The organism is Methyloglobulus morosus KoM1, from assembly GCF_000496735.2.
Lineage (GTDB): Bacteria > Pseudomonadota > Gammaproteobacteria > Methylococcales > Methylomonadaceae > Methyloglobulus > Methyloglobulus morosus.
Genome location: NZ_AYLO01000090.1, coordinates 22,428 through 39,422, shown reverse-complemented (window position 1 = coordinate 39,422; position 16,995 = coordinate 22,428). Strand labels below are relative to the sequence as shown.

Here is a 16,995-nt window from a genome sequence, read left to right as displayed (position 1 = left end):
TCAACTCCCTGCTTGATCCCTTTCCTTCCTTTGTGGCAACGCATCGGGAGGATTTTTTTTGCTTTCATTTTCACTTGACGAATCGCTAACCTCAAGGGCGCGTTTCCATAGCAAATCTTCAACTTCGCATTGCGGGACATAACCCGTAACCGCGTATTTTAGGACAGCCCTAACCCGCTCAAACTCTTCATTCTTGGTCGCTTTTTCAAGCGTCAGCAGCAATGTTTCAAGCTCCGCCCAGGAAATCACTTGTTCTTCCGCACGCAAAATTCGCTTATGTGTTGTTGGGGAGACGTTATCCCCCAACAACAGCTCTTCATAAAGCTTCTCACCTGGCCTTAACCCTACAAAAATAATTTCGATTTCCCCATCAGGATGTTTCTCGTCCAGTATTTCCAGGCCGCTTAAATGAATCATCCGCTTTGCTAAGTCTAATATTCGAATAGGGTCACCCATATCTAAAACAAAAACGTCCCCGCCTTGCCCCATAGCCCCTGCCTGAATCACTAATTGTGCGGCTTCCGGTATGGTCATAAAGTAACGGATAACCCGCTCGTCGGTGACTGTAACGGGGCCGCCCTGGGCTATCTGCTCCCTGAACAACGGCACGACGGAACCGGAAGAATCAAGCACATTGCCAAACCTTACCATAGTGAAACGCGTCTTATGCTTATGGGCATCCAAGCTCAGCGCTTGCAAAATCAATTCGGCAAACCGCTTGGTAGCGCCCATCGTGTTAGTTGGCCTTACCGCCTTATCAGTAGAAATTAACACAAAAGTTTCAACTTCTGCGCTAATGGCGGCCTTTGCAGAATACAATGTGCCAAACACATTATTCCAGATGGCTTCACCTGGGTTTTTCTCAACCATGGGCACATGCTTATAGGCTGCGGCATGATAAATAGTTTGCACCGCAAACGACCGACAGACCCTTTCTATTCGCTCCGCATTCGCCACTGAGCCGAGCACCGAAATAATTTCTATTTCAATTTCTGGATTTATTTTTGTGCGAAGCTGCTGCATTTCTTTTTCGATTGTGTAAAGCGCGAATTCGCAGGCTTCAAACAGGACTAATGACTTCGGCTGTAAATGAATAATTTGACGACAAAGTTCGGACCCTATTGAGCCGCCCGCCCCGGTCACCATGACGACTTTGCCGCTAATATTGGCGGATAACAACGACGTGTCCGGCGGCACCGAATCCCTACCTAAAAGATCAGCGATGTCAACTTCCTGAAGCGCATCCACTTTCACTTTGCCTTGGGCAATATCAGACAGGCCGGGCATGGACATCACATGGACTGCATAAGGCTCTAGCAGTCGGATAATTTCACTCTTTTTTGACCGCGTCGCAGAGGGAATTGCCAACAATACATGTTCAAGCTGGTGGCGCTCAATTAAGTAGCTTAATGAACTCAGCGGGTAGATGCGCAATCCATTGACTTTTTGCCGATGCAATAAGGAATCGTCATCAATGAAGGCCACTGGCTTAAATTCATGTCCGTGATCCAATGCAGCAGCCAGTTGGACACCTGCGCTACCCGCACCATAAATAACAACATTTTTTTTGTGCCGTCTTTCTAGTCGGGTAGCATCACTCAAACTGATGTAAATCTCGCCCAACCACCAGCGCACGAAAAAACGGCTGCTTGCAACGAGCATTATCATGTTGAGCCAATTTAAGGGAGTGACTGTCCTTGGTATGCCCTTAATACCGGATTGGTATAAAATCAACGCAAAAATAAGGGCATAGAACGTACATGCTTGGATAATTGTCCACAAAGCCCTAATTTCTATGTAACGGATAATCGCGCGGTATAACCCCAACCTTAAAAAAATGGGAATGGCTAGTACAGGGGCAACGGCAAATAAATACCATATATCACCTCTGGGCACATAAAACACACCCAGGCGCAAGGAAAATGCCGCCCAAAACGCCAGCACCGCAAAAAAAATATCTGCACTGATCAATATCGCAGCTTTTGTGCGCCGCGAAAGGCTAATAAACCAAAGGGCTAATCGAGATCCCATTTAACGACCCCTATGAAGCATGGTGTGTCCCATGAGCAGCAAGGTTTATATGGCCCGCCTTTAATGAGAGACACCCTCACCCCGAATTACCTTGAGAAAGGTTAACCATATAACATAAAGGTCAAAACCAAAAGATTTTCTTTGTAAGTATTCTTCATCCAACTTAACTTTCTGGGGTATCGGCAATTCATCCCTGCCGTTGACTTGCGCCCAGCCGGTCAACCCTGGCGGCAACCGATGGATGCCATGTTGGCTACGCAGCGCAATAAGGTCGTCTTGGTTAAACAAAGCGGGCCTGGGGCCGACAAAACTCATATCGCCCTTAATAATGCTCCAAAGCTGAGGAAGTTCGTCCAGGCTCGTCCTGCGCAAAAACCTTCCTATCGGTGTAAGGTATTTGTCAGGATCGTCTAGGAGATGGGTAGCGACCGCTGGCGTATCAATTTGCATGCTCCTAAATTTGGGCATCCTAAAAATTTCGTTGTCCCGCCCGATCCGGTCAGACCAATATAAAACCGGTCCTTTTGATGTGAATTTGACCCATCCGGCTATCAACCCCATAGGGATTAAAAGGGTGAAAGCCGCTAAAAACGAAAGTAACAAATCAAACAGTCTTTTCATTTAAATTAGCGTCTACCGATTGTTGTAGTTGTTGCGCCATTGTGACGGCAGGTTTCCAACCCAGTAATGCTTTAGCTTTGGAGCTATCAATCTGTAACGATCCGAACAGGCGATTTGCCAATTCCTCTTTGCCAATCAATCTCGCCGCAAATTTCATCAGGCCGACCGGCACAGGAATGAGTAAAGGCTTTTTACCTAAAGCTTCAGCTGTTTTTGTTATCAGTTCTGTCGTCGAAACATCTTCACCATCACAGATCAGGAAGATTTCGTTCACCGCTTTTGGATGATCGACACAATAGATGACAAAGCTTACCAGGTTACTCAATGCGACTAACGAACGTTTATTGTGGACGGCACCGAACGGTAACGGTATACCTTGCCTAACCCACCGCATCAAACTTCCAAAATTGCCAGGCGCGTTAGGCCCATAAACCAAAGGTGGACGAATAATCACCACTTGCAACCCGCTCTCCTTTGCTAAAGCCGTCAGCTTTTGTTCCGCTTCATACTTGGAAACCGCATAAGGCCCCTGTGGGTTAGGGCGATCTGTTTCTGTAAAAGGCCTGACATTATTGTTACCGTTTACGCCAATGGAGCTTATAAAGATCAATCGCCTTACGCCATGCTTTACAGCTTGTTGCGCAAGATTCAAAGTGCCAATGACATTCACTTTATGAAATTCTTCGTAAGGCGAATCCCCCGTTTCTTTCATTATGTGTACGCGCGCGGAGGCATGTATGACGCACTCAACACCACCCAGACTTTCAGACCAATCCGTCTGCCCATCTAAACCTGAAACTTTTATAATGCTCGCACCATCCAGTACAAAAGGCTTTCTTACAGCACATATAACATCAAACCCATCTTGTATAAGCTTTTGTGATACGGCCTTGCCTAAAAATCCGTTGGCGCCCGTAACCAGTATTTTTTTCAAAACAGTCCTGTCAACAGGGCAAAAGCCAGCAAAAACCTATCCAACATCTTTCGCCTAGCTTTTGCTGCATAAAAAAACAGCTTGATTCGGGAAGACCTATCCTTATTTTCAAGCAAACCGATTAGCGTTTCAATGCCAGGATGGGTGGAAATTTTATGGCAAACTTTGGCTATTTTGATGACCTCATTTCTGTACCAATGCTGTTTAAGCTTTTGTAATCTTGCCCACTTAGCGCTAAGTCCAACATTAGCGCCGAACACATTCGTTTGGTGTTGGCGGTATTTTACAGTGGGCTGGTTATCGATGATCCACTTATGTCCGTAAGCCCGACAAACCGCATAAGCTAACCAATCGTGCAGCGCCGTTTCTTTTGCGCGGCTATTTTCTTCCAGCAACTGCGCCCTTAATTTGTCGAACAGCCAAGGTGTCATTAAGTAAGTACAACCCGGCCCTGCCGATTCAAACAAATAATCCAATTCGCGTTGTGGCTGTGCTTTATCCAATAGCCTTTCACGCCCATCAGGCCAAAAAGCCACGACATTGGAGGAGACACCATCGGCATGGTGTTCCCGTGCCAGTTGAGTGTGTCGCGTTAATTTATCGGGTAGCCATAGATCGTCTTGATCGGAAAAAGCAAAAAAGTCGAACCCGTCCATATCCGCTTCCATGATTAACCGATAAAAATTCTTTGCCGCAGAACCGAAGCTAACGGTACGGGGCAATACGGTTAAGTTGCTTTTTTCTGTTGCGTACTTGTGGAGAAATTCTGCACTGCCGTCGGTTGAAAAGTCATCTGAAACTATCAACGCAATTTCGCATTGTTTTTGGTTGAGAATGGAATCGATTTGCTGCGGCAAATAGTCTATGCCGTTTTTCACCGCCATTAAAACAGCAACTTTTGTTGCGTCATTTTTCATTCGGGTATTAACTTACACAGGTTCAGCTAATGTTTAAGATTTTTTATAAACCGCCACCAAGCAGTATTGTGAGATTAAGCGCGATAACCATTGGCTCTTAAAAATGAAGGGCAATGAGAATGTTTTTATCAGTCGCCACCCTGGATTTAAGTCTTTCAATTCAGCTTCACGGTAGTGCTTTTTATGGTCGGGATCGAATGCAAAACCTTTATCCCCCGGCACCGCAATAATAAGCCCACCTTTATCATGGGTAATTCGCGTACATTCCTGAAGTAAGGAAGCAGGCTCTGCGATATGTTCCAGTACATTATCGAGGATACAGACATCAAACTCGCCATCTTCGGCGGGGTAATGATTGTTTTCATTAATCTGGCGAACCGCCAAATTTTTATTTTTGCAAAACTCAACCGCTAACGGATTGATTTCAAAACCAACCACTTGGCTTGGATAAGCCCCAAGCACCCCATTCCCAGTGCCCGAACCAATTTCGGCAATTTTATTCCCAAAATTTATTGCTTGATGATATAGGACCCGCGAAGCGTAGTAGCGCTTGTAAATAAGGCCTAGCAAGCTAATGCTATTCAAATGGGAAAAATAATGTTCGTAATTTTCCATTTTGGACTAACCTAAAACGTGCTTAACCGCTTCAAGATATTGATAACCATATCTTTCATCCGGCTCCAAATAAGTCCCTTCGCTCCACTCATTCCAGGCATTAAGGAATATAAAATTTTCCGGCAAGTTGCGTTGCGGCATCGTTTCTGCCAATTTGCCGAACCATTTTTTAAAACTTTCGGGAGAAGCCCCCCTAAACAGGATCGCCCGATCTTTGTATCGGGCTGAGTTATCCCAATCGACAAAAGCGCCGGGGTAGGTGGTTAATGTTTCGTCTGGACGTATTTCGACAATCTGCTGCCACACGCGGTCATAATCATGAAAACGGAGTTTTCTTCGAACGTAATTCGTCCGTAAACTACGAAAAACCTCTTGAATGTACTCCGGCATCAATCTAAACATTTTGTAAAGCGGCCAGTTGCGGAAAGATTGCTCATTAAGCGCAGGCGAGTAAACTGCTTCAAAAGGCTGAAACTGAAAAGCCGCATCAAATGATTCCAAACAATGCCGTGTTGGCAGCTCATAACCCTTTTGAAATATAAAATACAACCCAGGCAATCCGTCTTTAACTGCAAGTTCGCGCCAGTAGTTCAGCATCTCGTTTATTTTGTCCACTTTTAGAGGTCGGTATATCACAAAAACTGGCTTTCCATCCACCTTGATTGCTCTTGGGTCTTGCCATGCTTTGATCAGGTAATCGTAATGCCGTTTCCAGCTTTCCTTTGTGGGCGGATGGGTTTGCTTGATTAAGATATGATGATCTCTACCGTCCCATCGTCTTGACCATGTCTCATTGGCCCAGGATAAACAAAACGGAAAATCAATGGCCTTATTTTGCAGCATTGTGTTGGTCGGGGTTTCAAGAAGTTGCCTGCCGTCAAACCAGTAATGGTAATGACAGAAACCATAAACACCATGCTCTTTCGCTAAATCAATCTGCCAGAGCAAGGTTTCCAGCTTGGATTGATCGTAGTAATTGTTATTCAAGGGTATACGGGGCTGATAGTGGCCCTCAAACTGGGCTTGCCCTGTTTTTACATTATCCCAGTCGGTAAACCCTTTTCCCCACCAAGCATCATTCTCTGGAATTGCATGAAATTGGGGGAAATACATTGCTATTAATTTGGTGTGCTGACTGTTATGGATAGGGTTCATGTTTTATTGTATGATTTTTGATCTTATTTAATTATTTGGCTGGTATGTAACCCATTCTTTACTTAAGTTACCTATAAATATGCAAGTGTTTACGGTAACTGAAGCGAGAATTTCCAAACAAATTGCCCTTACTATTAAGGATACCCTGATCTACCCTTCCTAAAGATATTGTAAGAATGGCAATTTGTTGACGCCGTAGTAGCTAGCCTGCGTTTGCCGGATGTTCAAACCAGTTGCTATCAATTAATACTATGCGTTTCCTGTTGGCTAATGTTGGGCTGCAAGCGGTTAAAAATAATGGGCTAATCCTAAGTCGGCTTGGTGACTCTGAATTTAGAAATTATATCGCGTACCAATAGCATCAAAAGGCTCCCGTTGCCGTTATACTTTTGGTTCCACTCAGCCTCTGTTTGTTTGATGGCTAAATCGTAAAAAAGCACGCCATCTTCCCTGCCCAAAAACTTTCTGGCTAAGTTCTCGTTGGATATTGCAAAACTTTCAAGCAACCTTCTTCTCTCCGATGGCGATAATATTTCATAAGATCCTCTAGAGTTTTTATAGAGCCACTTCGCCATCAATCGAATGGCTGGAACCACGACTTTCCTAGTCACTAAGGTATTATGATAGCGGATCAGCCCTGTGATATGCGCGGGCAAGCCCCGATTTATTGTTCCTGAAGCGTGCTTCCAACTAGAAATATCAACTTGTATTTGCAAAATTTCTGCTAATAATTGGAAAAAATCCGACACTGTATCCCGACAATATAGTTGATCCGGCTCGTATACCCGAACCATCACCTTCCCGACATCGACAATAGATTGCCAGTTTTCAGCAATTTTATCGTATTTGACAACTTCCTTTACAACACTGCTCGTATAGTCATTAAATTTTTGGGTCTCGCCAATAGAAACAACGACAGTTTGATAAAGTGCCTGCAATGCGTCATCTTGGCGTCTTACGTACAATACAACATGTACATCAAATCCAGACAGCATTTCCTTAAAAGCTTTTATGGACTCAAGATCAAACCACATCAGATTTTCAGATGAAAACAGGATATTTTTATCTCTGGGTAACGATTTTAAATAGGAAACAATATCTGCATCCGTTATACCTTTGGGGCGCAAATTAATATGTTTCCAAAATGTTGTAGCATCCATAAACAAATTAACCAAACCATGATGCGCTTGACCACCGATTCGGTCTATATGCGATACTAACTCCAACGGATAAATAATATCCATTTGTCGTAAACTGTCTGCATTTAAAACGCAAAATGCCTGGATTGCGCTGGTACCTGTCTTATGCCCACCAATGTGGATAATTGCTTTCTTTTTTGCCATCATTTTTCTAGCCATTCATGCCATAAACTGAGCATACACAATAACACCAGAAAGATAATTTTAAACACTTTGTCTATTTACGAACTTATAGCTTTCTGTGACTAAATTATCCGGGCAGCTAGTTGTTAGCTTTGCTGCGCAAGCACTAACAGAGAATAATCTCTCCAAAGCATGTGCCAATGTCCCATCAACTTGTTTTGCCTCGGCTTCAAAATCAGTTTCTGATAAAGCCATATTCATTAAAGGGATGATGGCCTTTGTACGGGCCATAAACATACTACCCGCCACAAAATTCAATTGTTCCAAAGTATTGCTATCAACGCCCATTCTGGCTGCAAGTTGTGACACTCGAACCGCATTTGAACCCAAATATGAGTTCATTGGAACTATATGCTCGGTAGGCCCAAGTATGCCAATATCTCGATTTTTAACCAAATAGTTGGAATTTACCCTAATGGCAGATTCGCTAAGCAACTTTTCAAAAATATCTTTTCGCCATAAATCGCCATCTTCACGGTGTGTCGATTTTTTAGTATGGATCTTAATCAACAAATCATGCCCTCCTTTCAATACTTCTGGCATAATTTTGATAAAGGGGAGTATGTCACGGCCTCGATTGCTAACGGGTAGTGCATAAAAGTTGTGTTGTTGCCGCTGGAGCTTTCTTTGCATCGATTCAATCAGCTCGATTGGTACCGTTACATAGAGTTTTAAGTAGACTGAATGGATGTTTTTTAAATACTCCAACATTTCATCAAAAACATCTTCATAAAAAGCATGAATCACGACCGCTACTGAGTTTTTGTCATTCAGCACTTGTTGACTGGCTATTGCAGCTTTCCGTGCAAGTGCCATACGAGTTGCCTCCAGATAGGCGTAGCCATAACGCTGGTCGGGTTCGAGATGCGCACCCTCATCCCAGCCGTTCCAGGCATTAATAAAAATAAGGCGTTCATCTTGATTATCAAAACACTCAAATGTTTCGCTAATTGCGTTGAACAACCATTCCTGATAGCCCAGAGGTGAACTGCCCAATAGCACCGTACTTTTATTGTTATACAGAGAAGTAGTATCCCATGAAGGGCATATAGCCCGAAACAAGGTATAGTTCGGTTTCCCGTAACTACGGCTACGATCAACGTACTGGTTATAGTCATAAACAGTACAAGCAAAATTGTCACCTAATGGTTGAACTTTGTCTGCCCTATTTTGCTGAATCATATCAATAGGCGGGAATTCGATAGCCGCGTCGAAACCATAATCGGTAGGATTTCCTGTTTCTAGCGACTGCGTGTATGCCAGATAAATTTTCCCTATCCCTTGATCCTTACACCACTGCCGCCATCGGCCAGCAGTTTCTTTAGTCAACGGTAGTAAGTTGGGGCATTTAACCAGCAATAATGGTTTATTATCGATTCGAATGTAGCGGGGATCTCGCATATAAAGTGAAACATGCTGGATGAAAGCAATGGCATCATCCAACGCATGGCGTTGAGGTATCAGGACATCGCTATCCAATCCATCTCCTTGTAGACTCCGATAATCATTGACCCAACATAAACAAAACGGCAAATCGAGGCTATCGTCCTTCAGATAATTTTGGATGGGAGTTTCCAGTAGGGAATTTCCGCTACGCCAATGGAAGTAGAAACAAAAGCCCTCAATTCCATATAACTTAGCGAGTTCGATTTGTCGACGCTGAACCCCTGGATCAATCAGGTTGTAATAGCCTAATTCACTGGGAATATGTGGTTGATAATGATCCACGAATTGGGGCTCTGCCGAACAAACCTTCGACCATTCTGGGCAACTTTCACCGCGTAATTTCGCATTGCCTGACGCAGTGTGAAATTGCGGGTGGTAGAAACAAATAAGCTTGGCGGGTTTACTTTTGAATGGTTTCCCTTTAAACAAAGGAACATATTCGGGATTGTTTTGAACACTATGAGCCGAACTCAGAGTTAAGCCCACACTTTGCTTTAAATCGTCAAAATATTGCAAAGGCAAACAATAGCCGTCTCCGTGATCCAGTGGATGATTACCCCATTTTCTTCGAATGATTCGCAATGGCCGAGTTAACTTCCAGGATTTGCTTTGGGTGATATGCTTTATTTCTTTGTACAGCTCCTTAATCGTCAGCTTGAGAAATTCGATTTGTCCCGCTTCGACTGCCACAATTTGGTCGCGCTCCGCTAATGCCAAGTCGCGTTCAGCTACAGCCTGCGTGAGGCTAGCGATTTTTTCATTGCTTTCGGCAATATGAGCCTGCAGCAAACCAAGCTCATAACTTTCGTTTAACCTTGAATCTAACACAACAAAATAATTAACTAACCGTTGCTTTTCTTTTGAATTGGGATCTAGCCATGTAACTTTCTTATCAGTTGGTGTGTCGTTTAGCTGGAAAACGCCTAGCCCGCTGGAATGAACAAATTCTAGATTGTTTGGGTAATGCGTTTGTAGTTCCTTCCAGAACCTCCCGGCACCACAACTAGATTCATCGGCTTTGATATTTCGGAACATAACAACAGCATCAGCCGTTAATTTAGGTAGCCACGCTTTAAAACTATGTGAAACCGCTTCGTAAGTTTGTGATCCAGTAATATGCAGCAGACCTATCGATTCATCCGAAAAAAAGGCTAAAGCATCATCATTACCCATTCGCAGCAATTGCGAGAACCCGGCATAGTATTCTTCATTGTGCACATGTACGGCAGCGAATATTTCATCAGAATATTCCCGTGAATGTTCGTCATCCTGCCATGCACCAATAGCATAACATTGCGTTAAAAGACTAGCTTCGTCAACTGATTGACAAAACGAGAAATAGGAGTCTCCCCTGTAAGTGCCCAGTTCAACAAATATCTTCGGTGAGCTTTCACGAATTACCCAGGCAGCAAAAGGTAAATGCGCTGTTTTATCCTTGGAGAATCGCTGAAATTTAGGCGAGAAACTTGTGATATCTAGAAGAGTATTTATGCTCATCGGAGACTTGAACGCGTGAAATTCATTGCTGCACTTTAATAATCTTGCACTGATTACAATATTGCCAAATAAGCCCGAAAATAACTTGGCTCAGTTTAGTAAATTTCGCTTTGACCAAGCTTTCTCATAGAGTATCCGGTCAAGCTCAGTTAAGCCCAACAATAAGTTTTTTGAAGATTGCGGGAGACCGTCAAATAAAGGCCGTCCTGGATTGGCATTGCTTTTGTGCTTGCCTACAGGTATTGTTATCCCTATATCTTTTAGGATTTTATCTTGATCTTTCCCATACGTTTCGGTAAACCCGATATAAGAAAAATCATCAAGGTGTTGTATTGCCAAAGCCAATAATTCTTCATCTTTCAGGACAACGCCGCTAGAACTGCCCCAGCCAGTAGCAATCTGGCAGACTTGGTGATTCCATATACGCGCCTTAATGTCGGGATCAGTGAAACCTAATTCCAGAAACTCATCCAATGATAGGCGTTGAGCCAACTCGTAATGCTTAAATTGATTAGGGTCACGTATCCTACAAAAATAATAAAATGATAAAACCCGCTCAACCGGATTCCGTAAAAAAGTAAAAGAATAGTGGCTTCCCATAAATTGTTTGGCAAAATCATAGCCAAAATGACCCGATATAAATTGGATTGATGCCAATCTACCTTGCGTGTGATCCATCTGGAAAAACTTTTCACTAGACAGCAGGCCATTAGCGTCCCGTAGATAAGCACCATGGCTGATCACATTGTCGTTACCATAGAACTGTCTTGCAATATCCACTATGGAAGTACCGGCTGTTTTTTGAAGGTGCATAAAAACGGCGGGCTTTAAATTTAAAAACCCTAGTCGTTTCGCAATCCTAAAAAAGGCATTACGAATTTTCATTATACAATTCGATAGTTTTAAAATTTATTGCAATTATGACAAGATGAATGGAATAACCTTTTTAAGGCGAAATCCAATTGTTGACGTACGTTGAAACTATAACCTGAATCCCGCCGCCCGCGCATCGCTATAAAACATCTTGACCGTATCCAAAGAGTAGTCATCAAGGTCATATCCAACCAGGGAAAGCTTTTTTAGTATGTCATTGGTGACAGTTATGACCTGGCATCCAATAGCATCCGCCTGGAATATATTTAAAAGTTCTCTCGGGCTTGCCCAAATAAGTTCAGCAGCAGGCGATGCTTTAAGCAGGTCAACCGCTGCCGCCATCAAGGGGACAGGGTCGCGCGCGGTATCTGCAATGCGACCGGCAAATACCGATACATAACTGGGGACATCAGGGCTAAGCGCAGCAACTACATCACGCACTTGGGCTAATGTCATGATTGCGGTTATGTTCAACTTAACTTTCTGCGAAGCCAGTTTTTCAACGAGTGCATAACAGGTTTGCCGCTTGGTATTGGTGACCGGTAATTTGACATAGACATTGTCGCCCCAACTGGCAATCACTTCCGCCTGCCGCTCCATGTCAATAAAGTCGTCAGAAAAAACTTCAAATGATATGGGCTTATCTTTAATTTCTGACAAGATTTCCAAGGCGAACGATTTATAGTTTCTTATCCCCGCTTTGTTCATCAGGGTTGGATTTGTCGTTAAACCCTTAATAAAGGGCTTTGCATACATATCGAGCATCCCTTCTTTGTCTGCTCCATCTGCGAAGATTTTAATATTAAGCTGTTCAACAGTCTTCACGGCCTTTCTCCGTTGATAAAATTATTTGAGCGGCCTCAAATAAAGACCTTGTAACAAAATCGCATGATTCTGGTTGCCTTTCATCATAGCCATAGTCGATAAAAACCGTCTTGCAACCGGCATTTTTACCCGCTTCCACATCTCTCCAACGGTCACCGATCATGTAGCTTCTACTTAAGTCAATGTTAAATTCAAGAGCGCCTTCTAGCAGCATTCCCGGCTTAGGTTTGCGGCATGGGCATTCGTCACTGCTGTCGTGATAACACATGATGAATCGGTCCATAGCCATCCGTTCGCCGAGATAGGCATTAATCGAATCAACGGTGTCACGTCTCAAAGTGCCGCGCGCCACGTCAGGTTGGTTGGATACAGTAATCAGGATAAATCCCGCTTCTTTCAATGCCAACAATGCCTCTGGAACTTTGGGCAAAATTTCTATTTCCGCCAGATCGCGAGGCGGATAAGGCTTACCCTCCCTCACCAACGCACGATTCAAAACACCATCCCGATCCAGGAAAATAGCGCGTGCCTTCGGGGTAGTGGCTAAACTCACTTAACCGCCGACTCCCATTTGGTCTCATTGGCCTTGAGCTTGGGGTGCGACACCAACAGGTGCCAAATCACAGCCTGGAATGCTTCCGAATGAGGGGTAATTGTCTCAGCGTTTACCGTTGGGACGATAGCGCAGACATCGGCCACTTTCGCTGTGTAACCACCGTCGCGCCCAACAATACCCGTTATTTTAGCACCGACCGCCTTGGCATATTTTAGGGCTTCTACAAGATTCGGACTGATGTTCTTTTCCAAATTACCGCCCCCCACAGATAAGATGAACAGGGCATCTTTTTCACCTAAACGACTGGTCTTTAACCATTCGACAAAGATGGTCTGCCAACCTTCATCGTTCGTTCGGGCGGTCAATTCCGACACATTATCGGTAGGCGCATAAGACTCAATGCCCACTATCTTACGAAAATCGTTCACTGCGTGAGAACAGTTGCCTGCGCTACCGCCTACACCCAGGAAAAAGAGCCGACCTTGATTTTGCTTAACGGTTGCCAACAATTCTGCCATCTTTTCGATAGCGTCTACGTTTAATGTATTGAGGATAGCGATGGCCTCATTAACATGTTGTTGTGAATAATTCATTTATCAATGCCTTTAGTTAGATATGCTTCTGTCTCTTTCAGGCCCTCAATGGAGCCGATTTCATAAAATCGTTCAAACACTTCATAACCCGCTAACCGCCCTTCTTGGGATAGTCGCTGATAAACTTCAGCGAGGTCAAACGGCTGGTCTTTAGGATAGGCCAACAATAATTCCGATGACAACACACCAAGCCCATAATCGATATAGTCCATATCTTTGGAGGGGGAATATTTATTGTACTCAACCAACTTACCCCCGCTGAAAAGCACGTTACTCCTATCCCAGCGGTCGCCGTTTTTAAGCACTGTCATTAGTGCTGGCTGACCTTGTGCCAAGAAATTTACCTCGACATCAACGAAACTGATAGGCAAATATGAATCACCGTAAAAGACGAAAAACGAGTCACCTAGCATGGGCAACGCCTTTCTGAGCGCCCCGCCAGTACCTAGCAAACGGGCACCATCATAGGAGTAATCAACCCTAAGCCCAAACCGCCGTCCATCGCCAATCACTTCCTCAATCTGCTCGCCAAGATAGCTGATGCACAATACAACATGCCCAATACCCTGCTGATGTAGATAATCGAGTTGCCATTCAATAAAAGGCCGCCCTGCCACATCAACCAAAGCTTTCGGGATAGTCTCTGTAATAGGACGCAGCCGCGTAGCCAAACCACCGGCCAAAATTGCGACGGTCAACATTAAGACGACAACACCACTTTGCTGCCTTCAAAATCAAAACGAAACCGTACTTCTTCCAGTCCAGCCGAACTCATTGCATGCCTTAACTTGTTACGGTCCTTCGCCATGAACATAAGGAATCCACCACCACCCGCACCAACCAGCTTACCGCCTATCGCACCATTATTCATGGCTAAGTCATACCATAAATCAATCTGGGGGTTACTCATGCCACTAGAGCGTTGCTTTTTATGCAGCCAATGCTTGTGCATAATTTCACCGAAAGCCGGGGTATCGCCTTTTTCAAGCACTTCCATACTCTGATAGCCCAGTTCCTTCACATAATGGAGGTTTTTGAGCATTTCATCATCGCTGGTCTTGGTACGTACGTTCTGATCTTTCAAGATACTACCCGCGCTGCGGGAATATCCGGTGAAGAAAAGCAGTAAATTATCTTCCAGATCAAAAAAGGTATCCATACTTATATTCAGGGGTCTTGCCGTGACCCTGTCATCCTTGTGAAAAGTGAAACAGGTCACGCCTCCGACAGCCGCCGCATATTGATCCTGCTTGCCAACAGGCTCGCCTAGGCGGTCTATTTCGATATGACAGGCAAGTTCCGCCAATTCCTCTTGGTGCAGATGCCGGCGGCGATGCGCATAAAGCGCCTTCAACAACGCCGTAGTAAAGCTACCGGACGAACCAAGACCCGTCCCGGCAGGAATATCTGCCAGGGTAGTGATTTCAACCTGCGGTGTCTTGAAATCAAGCAAGCGTAAGGCTTCGCGAATGATGGGATGTTTGACATCGGCAATGTGATCAACATGTTCCAGTTGCGAATATTTAAGGTAGATACCCGGAGTAAACGGGCGCATCACATTCACATAGACATATTTGTCGATGGCCGCTGAAACCAGAAAACCTTCATGCTCACGGTAATAGGAGGGTAAGTCGGTGCCGCCGCCACCCAAGGTAATGCGTAAAGGACTACGCGCTATGATCATAACCAGACTCCTTATAAATTTGTTCAATAATTTTCAGCGCTGCATAAGCATCGCCCAGTCCGGCTGCAGGGCTTCGATTAAGTCGAATATCATCATAGAACTCAGCCATCTCGACCACCCACGAATCATCCCCCATGGGATATTCCCAAGAGATGGTATCCGGTGGCCCCATTTCCGGTAACATCTTGTACCAAGTAAGCTTCTCTACGCCGTAACTGCCCCCCAGCCCAGACAAATCCAGCTTGCCGTCCCGACCGTATATCTCCATCGAGAAAAGATTTTTCCATTCCGTGCAGGATGCATGCAAAAAAGCCGTTTGTTTTTTTTCTGTCTTAAGGAGCATGAAGCCATTGTCATCGACAGGCATGTCCCAATAGTAAGTATGGGCAAACCCCTGCACCTCGCTGAAGTCGCCTAGAAACCAACGCGACAGATCAATCAGGTGAGGCCCTTGGTCAATCAACTCACCGCCACCAGAAAGTTCAGGTTTAGCCCGCCATTCCTTATCATATCCGATACGTCCGCCATGACCGTATCGACCACGGATGAACATCAACTCGCCTAGCGCACCGGAATCAAAGATTTCCTTCGCCTTGCGCAGGGAACGGTGATAGCGATGATTGAACCCGACACGGACTTTCACCCCTTTTTTCTCGGCGGCAGCGATCACTGGTTCTAGCTCTTTAGCTGACCGGGCTGCAGGTTTTTCGACGAGGACATGTTTCCCGGCTTCAACGGCAGCAAGCGTAATTGCGGCAAGTGAATCATGCAAGGTAGCTATCACGACAACATCGACTTCTAGTAAGCAAACTAGGTCACGCCAGTCGCCGAAAACCTTAGCGCCGAAACCTTTTGCTAAATTCTCGGCACGCCCTACATCTATATCGGCACAAGCCACCAACCGCCCACCAGTTCCCAGTGCTTTTGCCCTTTTTTGCCCAATCAGGCCACAACCGACAATCCCGATTCTCAAAGTCGTATCAAGATCGCTCACTTATCGCCCCAAGCAAACCCTCGATCACGTCCAGTAATGCGGCGGAGCGTATAAACGTCGCTAGTGGACAATTCATCCCGATGTTCCGGCCAGTGTTCCCAGTCATCCCAAACCGCACTGATGAGCTTGCCCGTGATGCCGTCACTTGCCGAAGATGCCAAAAATAAAGCCAAATCAGCGCCTCGACTCAGCGGAATGCCGCCTGACTCTTTTTGCTTTAGCGAGCGCTCATAGAAATCCTGACCAACTTTTTCCGGTCCGGCTTCTAGCACTTCATCAAGCATACGGGTATTTAATGCTCCGGGTGCAATGGCATTTACATCAATGCCCGTACCCCGCACCTCTTCGGCGAGTGTCTCGGCAAACCTTACAATCGCTGCTTTGGATACTGCATATGCACTTATACGGGGTATCGGGTTGGTAGCCCCGCCACCTGACAGTTGAATTATTTTCCCGTAGCCCTGCGCCTTGAAGTGCGGCAAAATTGCCCGGCACATCAAGATCGAGCCATAAACATTAATCTCAATTGCCTTGATCCATTCAGACCAATCGACTTCTTCGATCTCACCTTTGGGGCCATAGATGCCCGCGTTATTAACAAGGATGTCACAACCACCAAGCTGAGAAATCGTTTCGCTAACCAGAGCCTGTACATCGTACTCAACCGAAACATCGGCCGCTTTTGCAAAAATTTTTTGGTCAGTTTCTGCCAATTTGACGAGGTCGTCCTGCGCATCCCTCAGCAAAGCTGTATTTCGCGCGCACAACATTACATCAGCGCCCGCCAACACATATTTTCTAGCGACTTCTAGGCCAAAACCTTGATTAGCGCCAGTAATGATTGCCACCTTACCTGATAATACCTTTTGCAT

At 44.9% G+C, this 16,995-nt stretch carries 16 protein-coding genes; all 16 read right to left on the bottom strand.

The annotated features are described in order from the left end of the window. Positions 1-2,031: a polysaccharide biosynthesis protein gene (locus MGMO_RS12090; protein ID WP_023495342.1), complete on the bottom strand. Its 2,031-nt coding sequence runs from the start codon at positions 2,029-2,031 to the stop codon at positions 1-3. Between the two features lie 60 nt (positions 2,032-2,091). Beyond that, positions 2,092-2,592 carry a sugar transferase gene (locus tag MGMO_RS12085; protein WP_235557278.1) on the bottom strand — a complete coding sequence of 167 codons (501 nt, stop codon included), beginning with the start codon at positions 2,590-2,592 and terminating at the stop codon, positions 2,092-2,094. 43 nt (positions 2,593-2,635) lie between these two features. Continuing rightward, positions 2,636-3,586, bottom strand: a complete 951-nt coding sequence (locus MGMO_RS12080) for a UDP-glucose 4-epimerase family protein (protein ID WP_023495340.1) — start codon at positions 3,584-3,586, stop codon at positions 2,636-2,638. Further along, positions 3,583-4,503, bottom strand: coding sequence for a glycosyltransferase (locus MGMO_RS12075; protein WP_023495339.1), 921 nt, complete (start codon positions 4,501-4,503; stop codon positions 3,583-3,585). The genes MGMO_RS12080 and MGMO_RS12075 overlap by 4 nt, the downstream gene beginning before the upstream one ends. Positions 4,504-4,536: 33 nt before the next feature. Further along, the gene (locus MGMO_RS12070) at positions 4,537-5,118 is read right to left on the bottom strand and encodes a class I SAM-dependent methyltransferase (protein ID WP_023495338.1); all 582 of its coding nucleotides are present in this window, start codon (positions 5,116-5,118) and stop codon (positions 4,537-4,539) included. A gap of 6 nt (positions 5,119-5,124) precedes the next feature. Then, the gene (locus tag MGMO_RS12065) at positions 5,125-6,273 is read right to left on the bottom strand and encodes a glycosyltransferase WbsX family protein (RefSeq protein WP_023495337.1); all 1,149 of its coding nucleotides are present in this window, start codon (positions 6,271-6,273) and stop codon (positions 5,125-5,127) included. 308 nt (positions 6,274-6,581) lie between these two features. Beyond that, positions 6,582-7,631, bottom strand: coding sequence for a hypothetical protein (locus MGMO_RS12060; RefSeq protein WP_235557277.1), 1,050 nt, complete (start codon positions 7,629-7,631; stop codon positions 6,582-6,584). A gap of 45 nt (positions 7,632-7,676) precedes the next feature. Then, on the bottom strand, positions 7,677-10,598 hold the full coding sequence (locus tag MGMO_RS12055) for a glycoside hydrolase family 99-like domain-containing protein (protein ID WP_023495335.1): 2,922 nt from the start codon (positions 10,596-10,598) through the stop codon (positions 7,677-7,679). Positions 10,599-10,688: 90 nt separating this feature from the next. Beyond that, entirely contained in the window at positions 10,689-11,411 is a 723-nt protein-coding gene (locus MGMO_RS12050; protein WP_161808492.1) for a sulfotransferase family 2 domain-containing protein, read from the bottom strand. Positions 11,412-11,579: 168 nt separating this feature from the next. Next, on the bottom strand, positions 11,580-12,296 hold the full coding sequence (locus tag MGMO_RS12045) for a transaldolase (protein ID WP_023495333.1): 717 nt from the start codon (positions 12,294-12,296) through the stop codon (positions 11,580-11,582). Then, positions 12,283-12,849 (bottom strand): D-glycero-alpha-D-manno-heptose-1,7-bisphosphate 7-phosphatase, encoded by a 567-nt coding sequence (locus MGMO_RS12040; protein WP_023495332.1) that lies wholly within the window; start codon positions 12,847-12,849, stop codon positions 12,283-12,285. Before MGMO_RS12040 ends, MGMO_RS12045 begins: the two co-directional genes overlap by 14 nt. Continuing rightward, a complete protein-coding gene (locus tag MGMO_RS12035) occupies positions 12,846-13,445 on the bottom strand; it encodes an SIS domain-containing protein (RefSeq protein WP_023495331.1) in 600 nt (199 codons plus the stop codon). Before MGMO_RS12035 ends, MGMO_RS12040 begins: the two co-directional genes overlap by 4 nt. Next, a complete protein-coding gene (locus MGMO_RS12030; protein WP_023495330.1) occupies positions 13,442-14,146 on the bottom strand; it encodes a nucleotidyltransferase family protein in 705 nt (234 codons plus the stop codon). Before MGMO_RS12030 ends, MGMO_RS12035 begins: the two co-directional genes overlap by 4 nt. Beyond that, positions 14,146-15,129, bottom strand: a complete 984-nt coding sequence (locus MGMO_RS12025; protein WP_023495329.1) for a GHMP family kinase ATP-binding protein — start codon at positions 15,127-15,129, stop codon at positions 14,146-14,148. The genes MGMO_RS12030 and MGMO_RS12025 overlap by 1 nt, the downstream gene beginning before the upstream one ends. Then, a complete protein-coding gene (locus MGMO_RS12020) occupies positions 15,113-16,123 on the bottom strand; it encodes a Gfo/Idh/MocA family protein (protein ID WP_023495328.1) in 1,011 nt (336 codons plus the stop codon). The genes MGMO_RS12025 and MGMO_RS12020 overlap by 17 nt, the downstream gene beginning before the upstream one ends. Continuing rightward, positions 16,120-16,995, bottom strand: a complete 876-nt coding sequence (locus MGMO_RS12015) for an SDR family NAD(P)-dependent oxidoreductase (protein ID WP_023495327.1) — start codon at positions 16,993-16,995, stop codon at positions 16,120-16,122. The genes MGMO_RS12020 and MGMO_RS12015 overlap by 4 nt, the downstream gene beginning before the upstream one ends.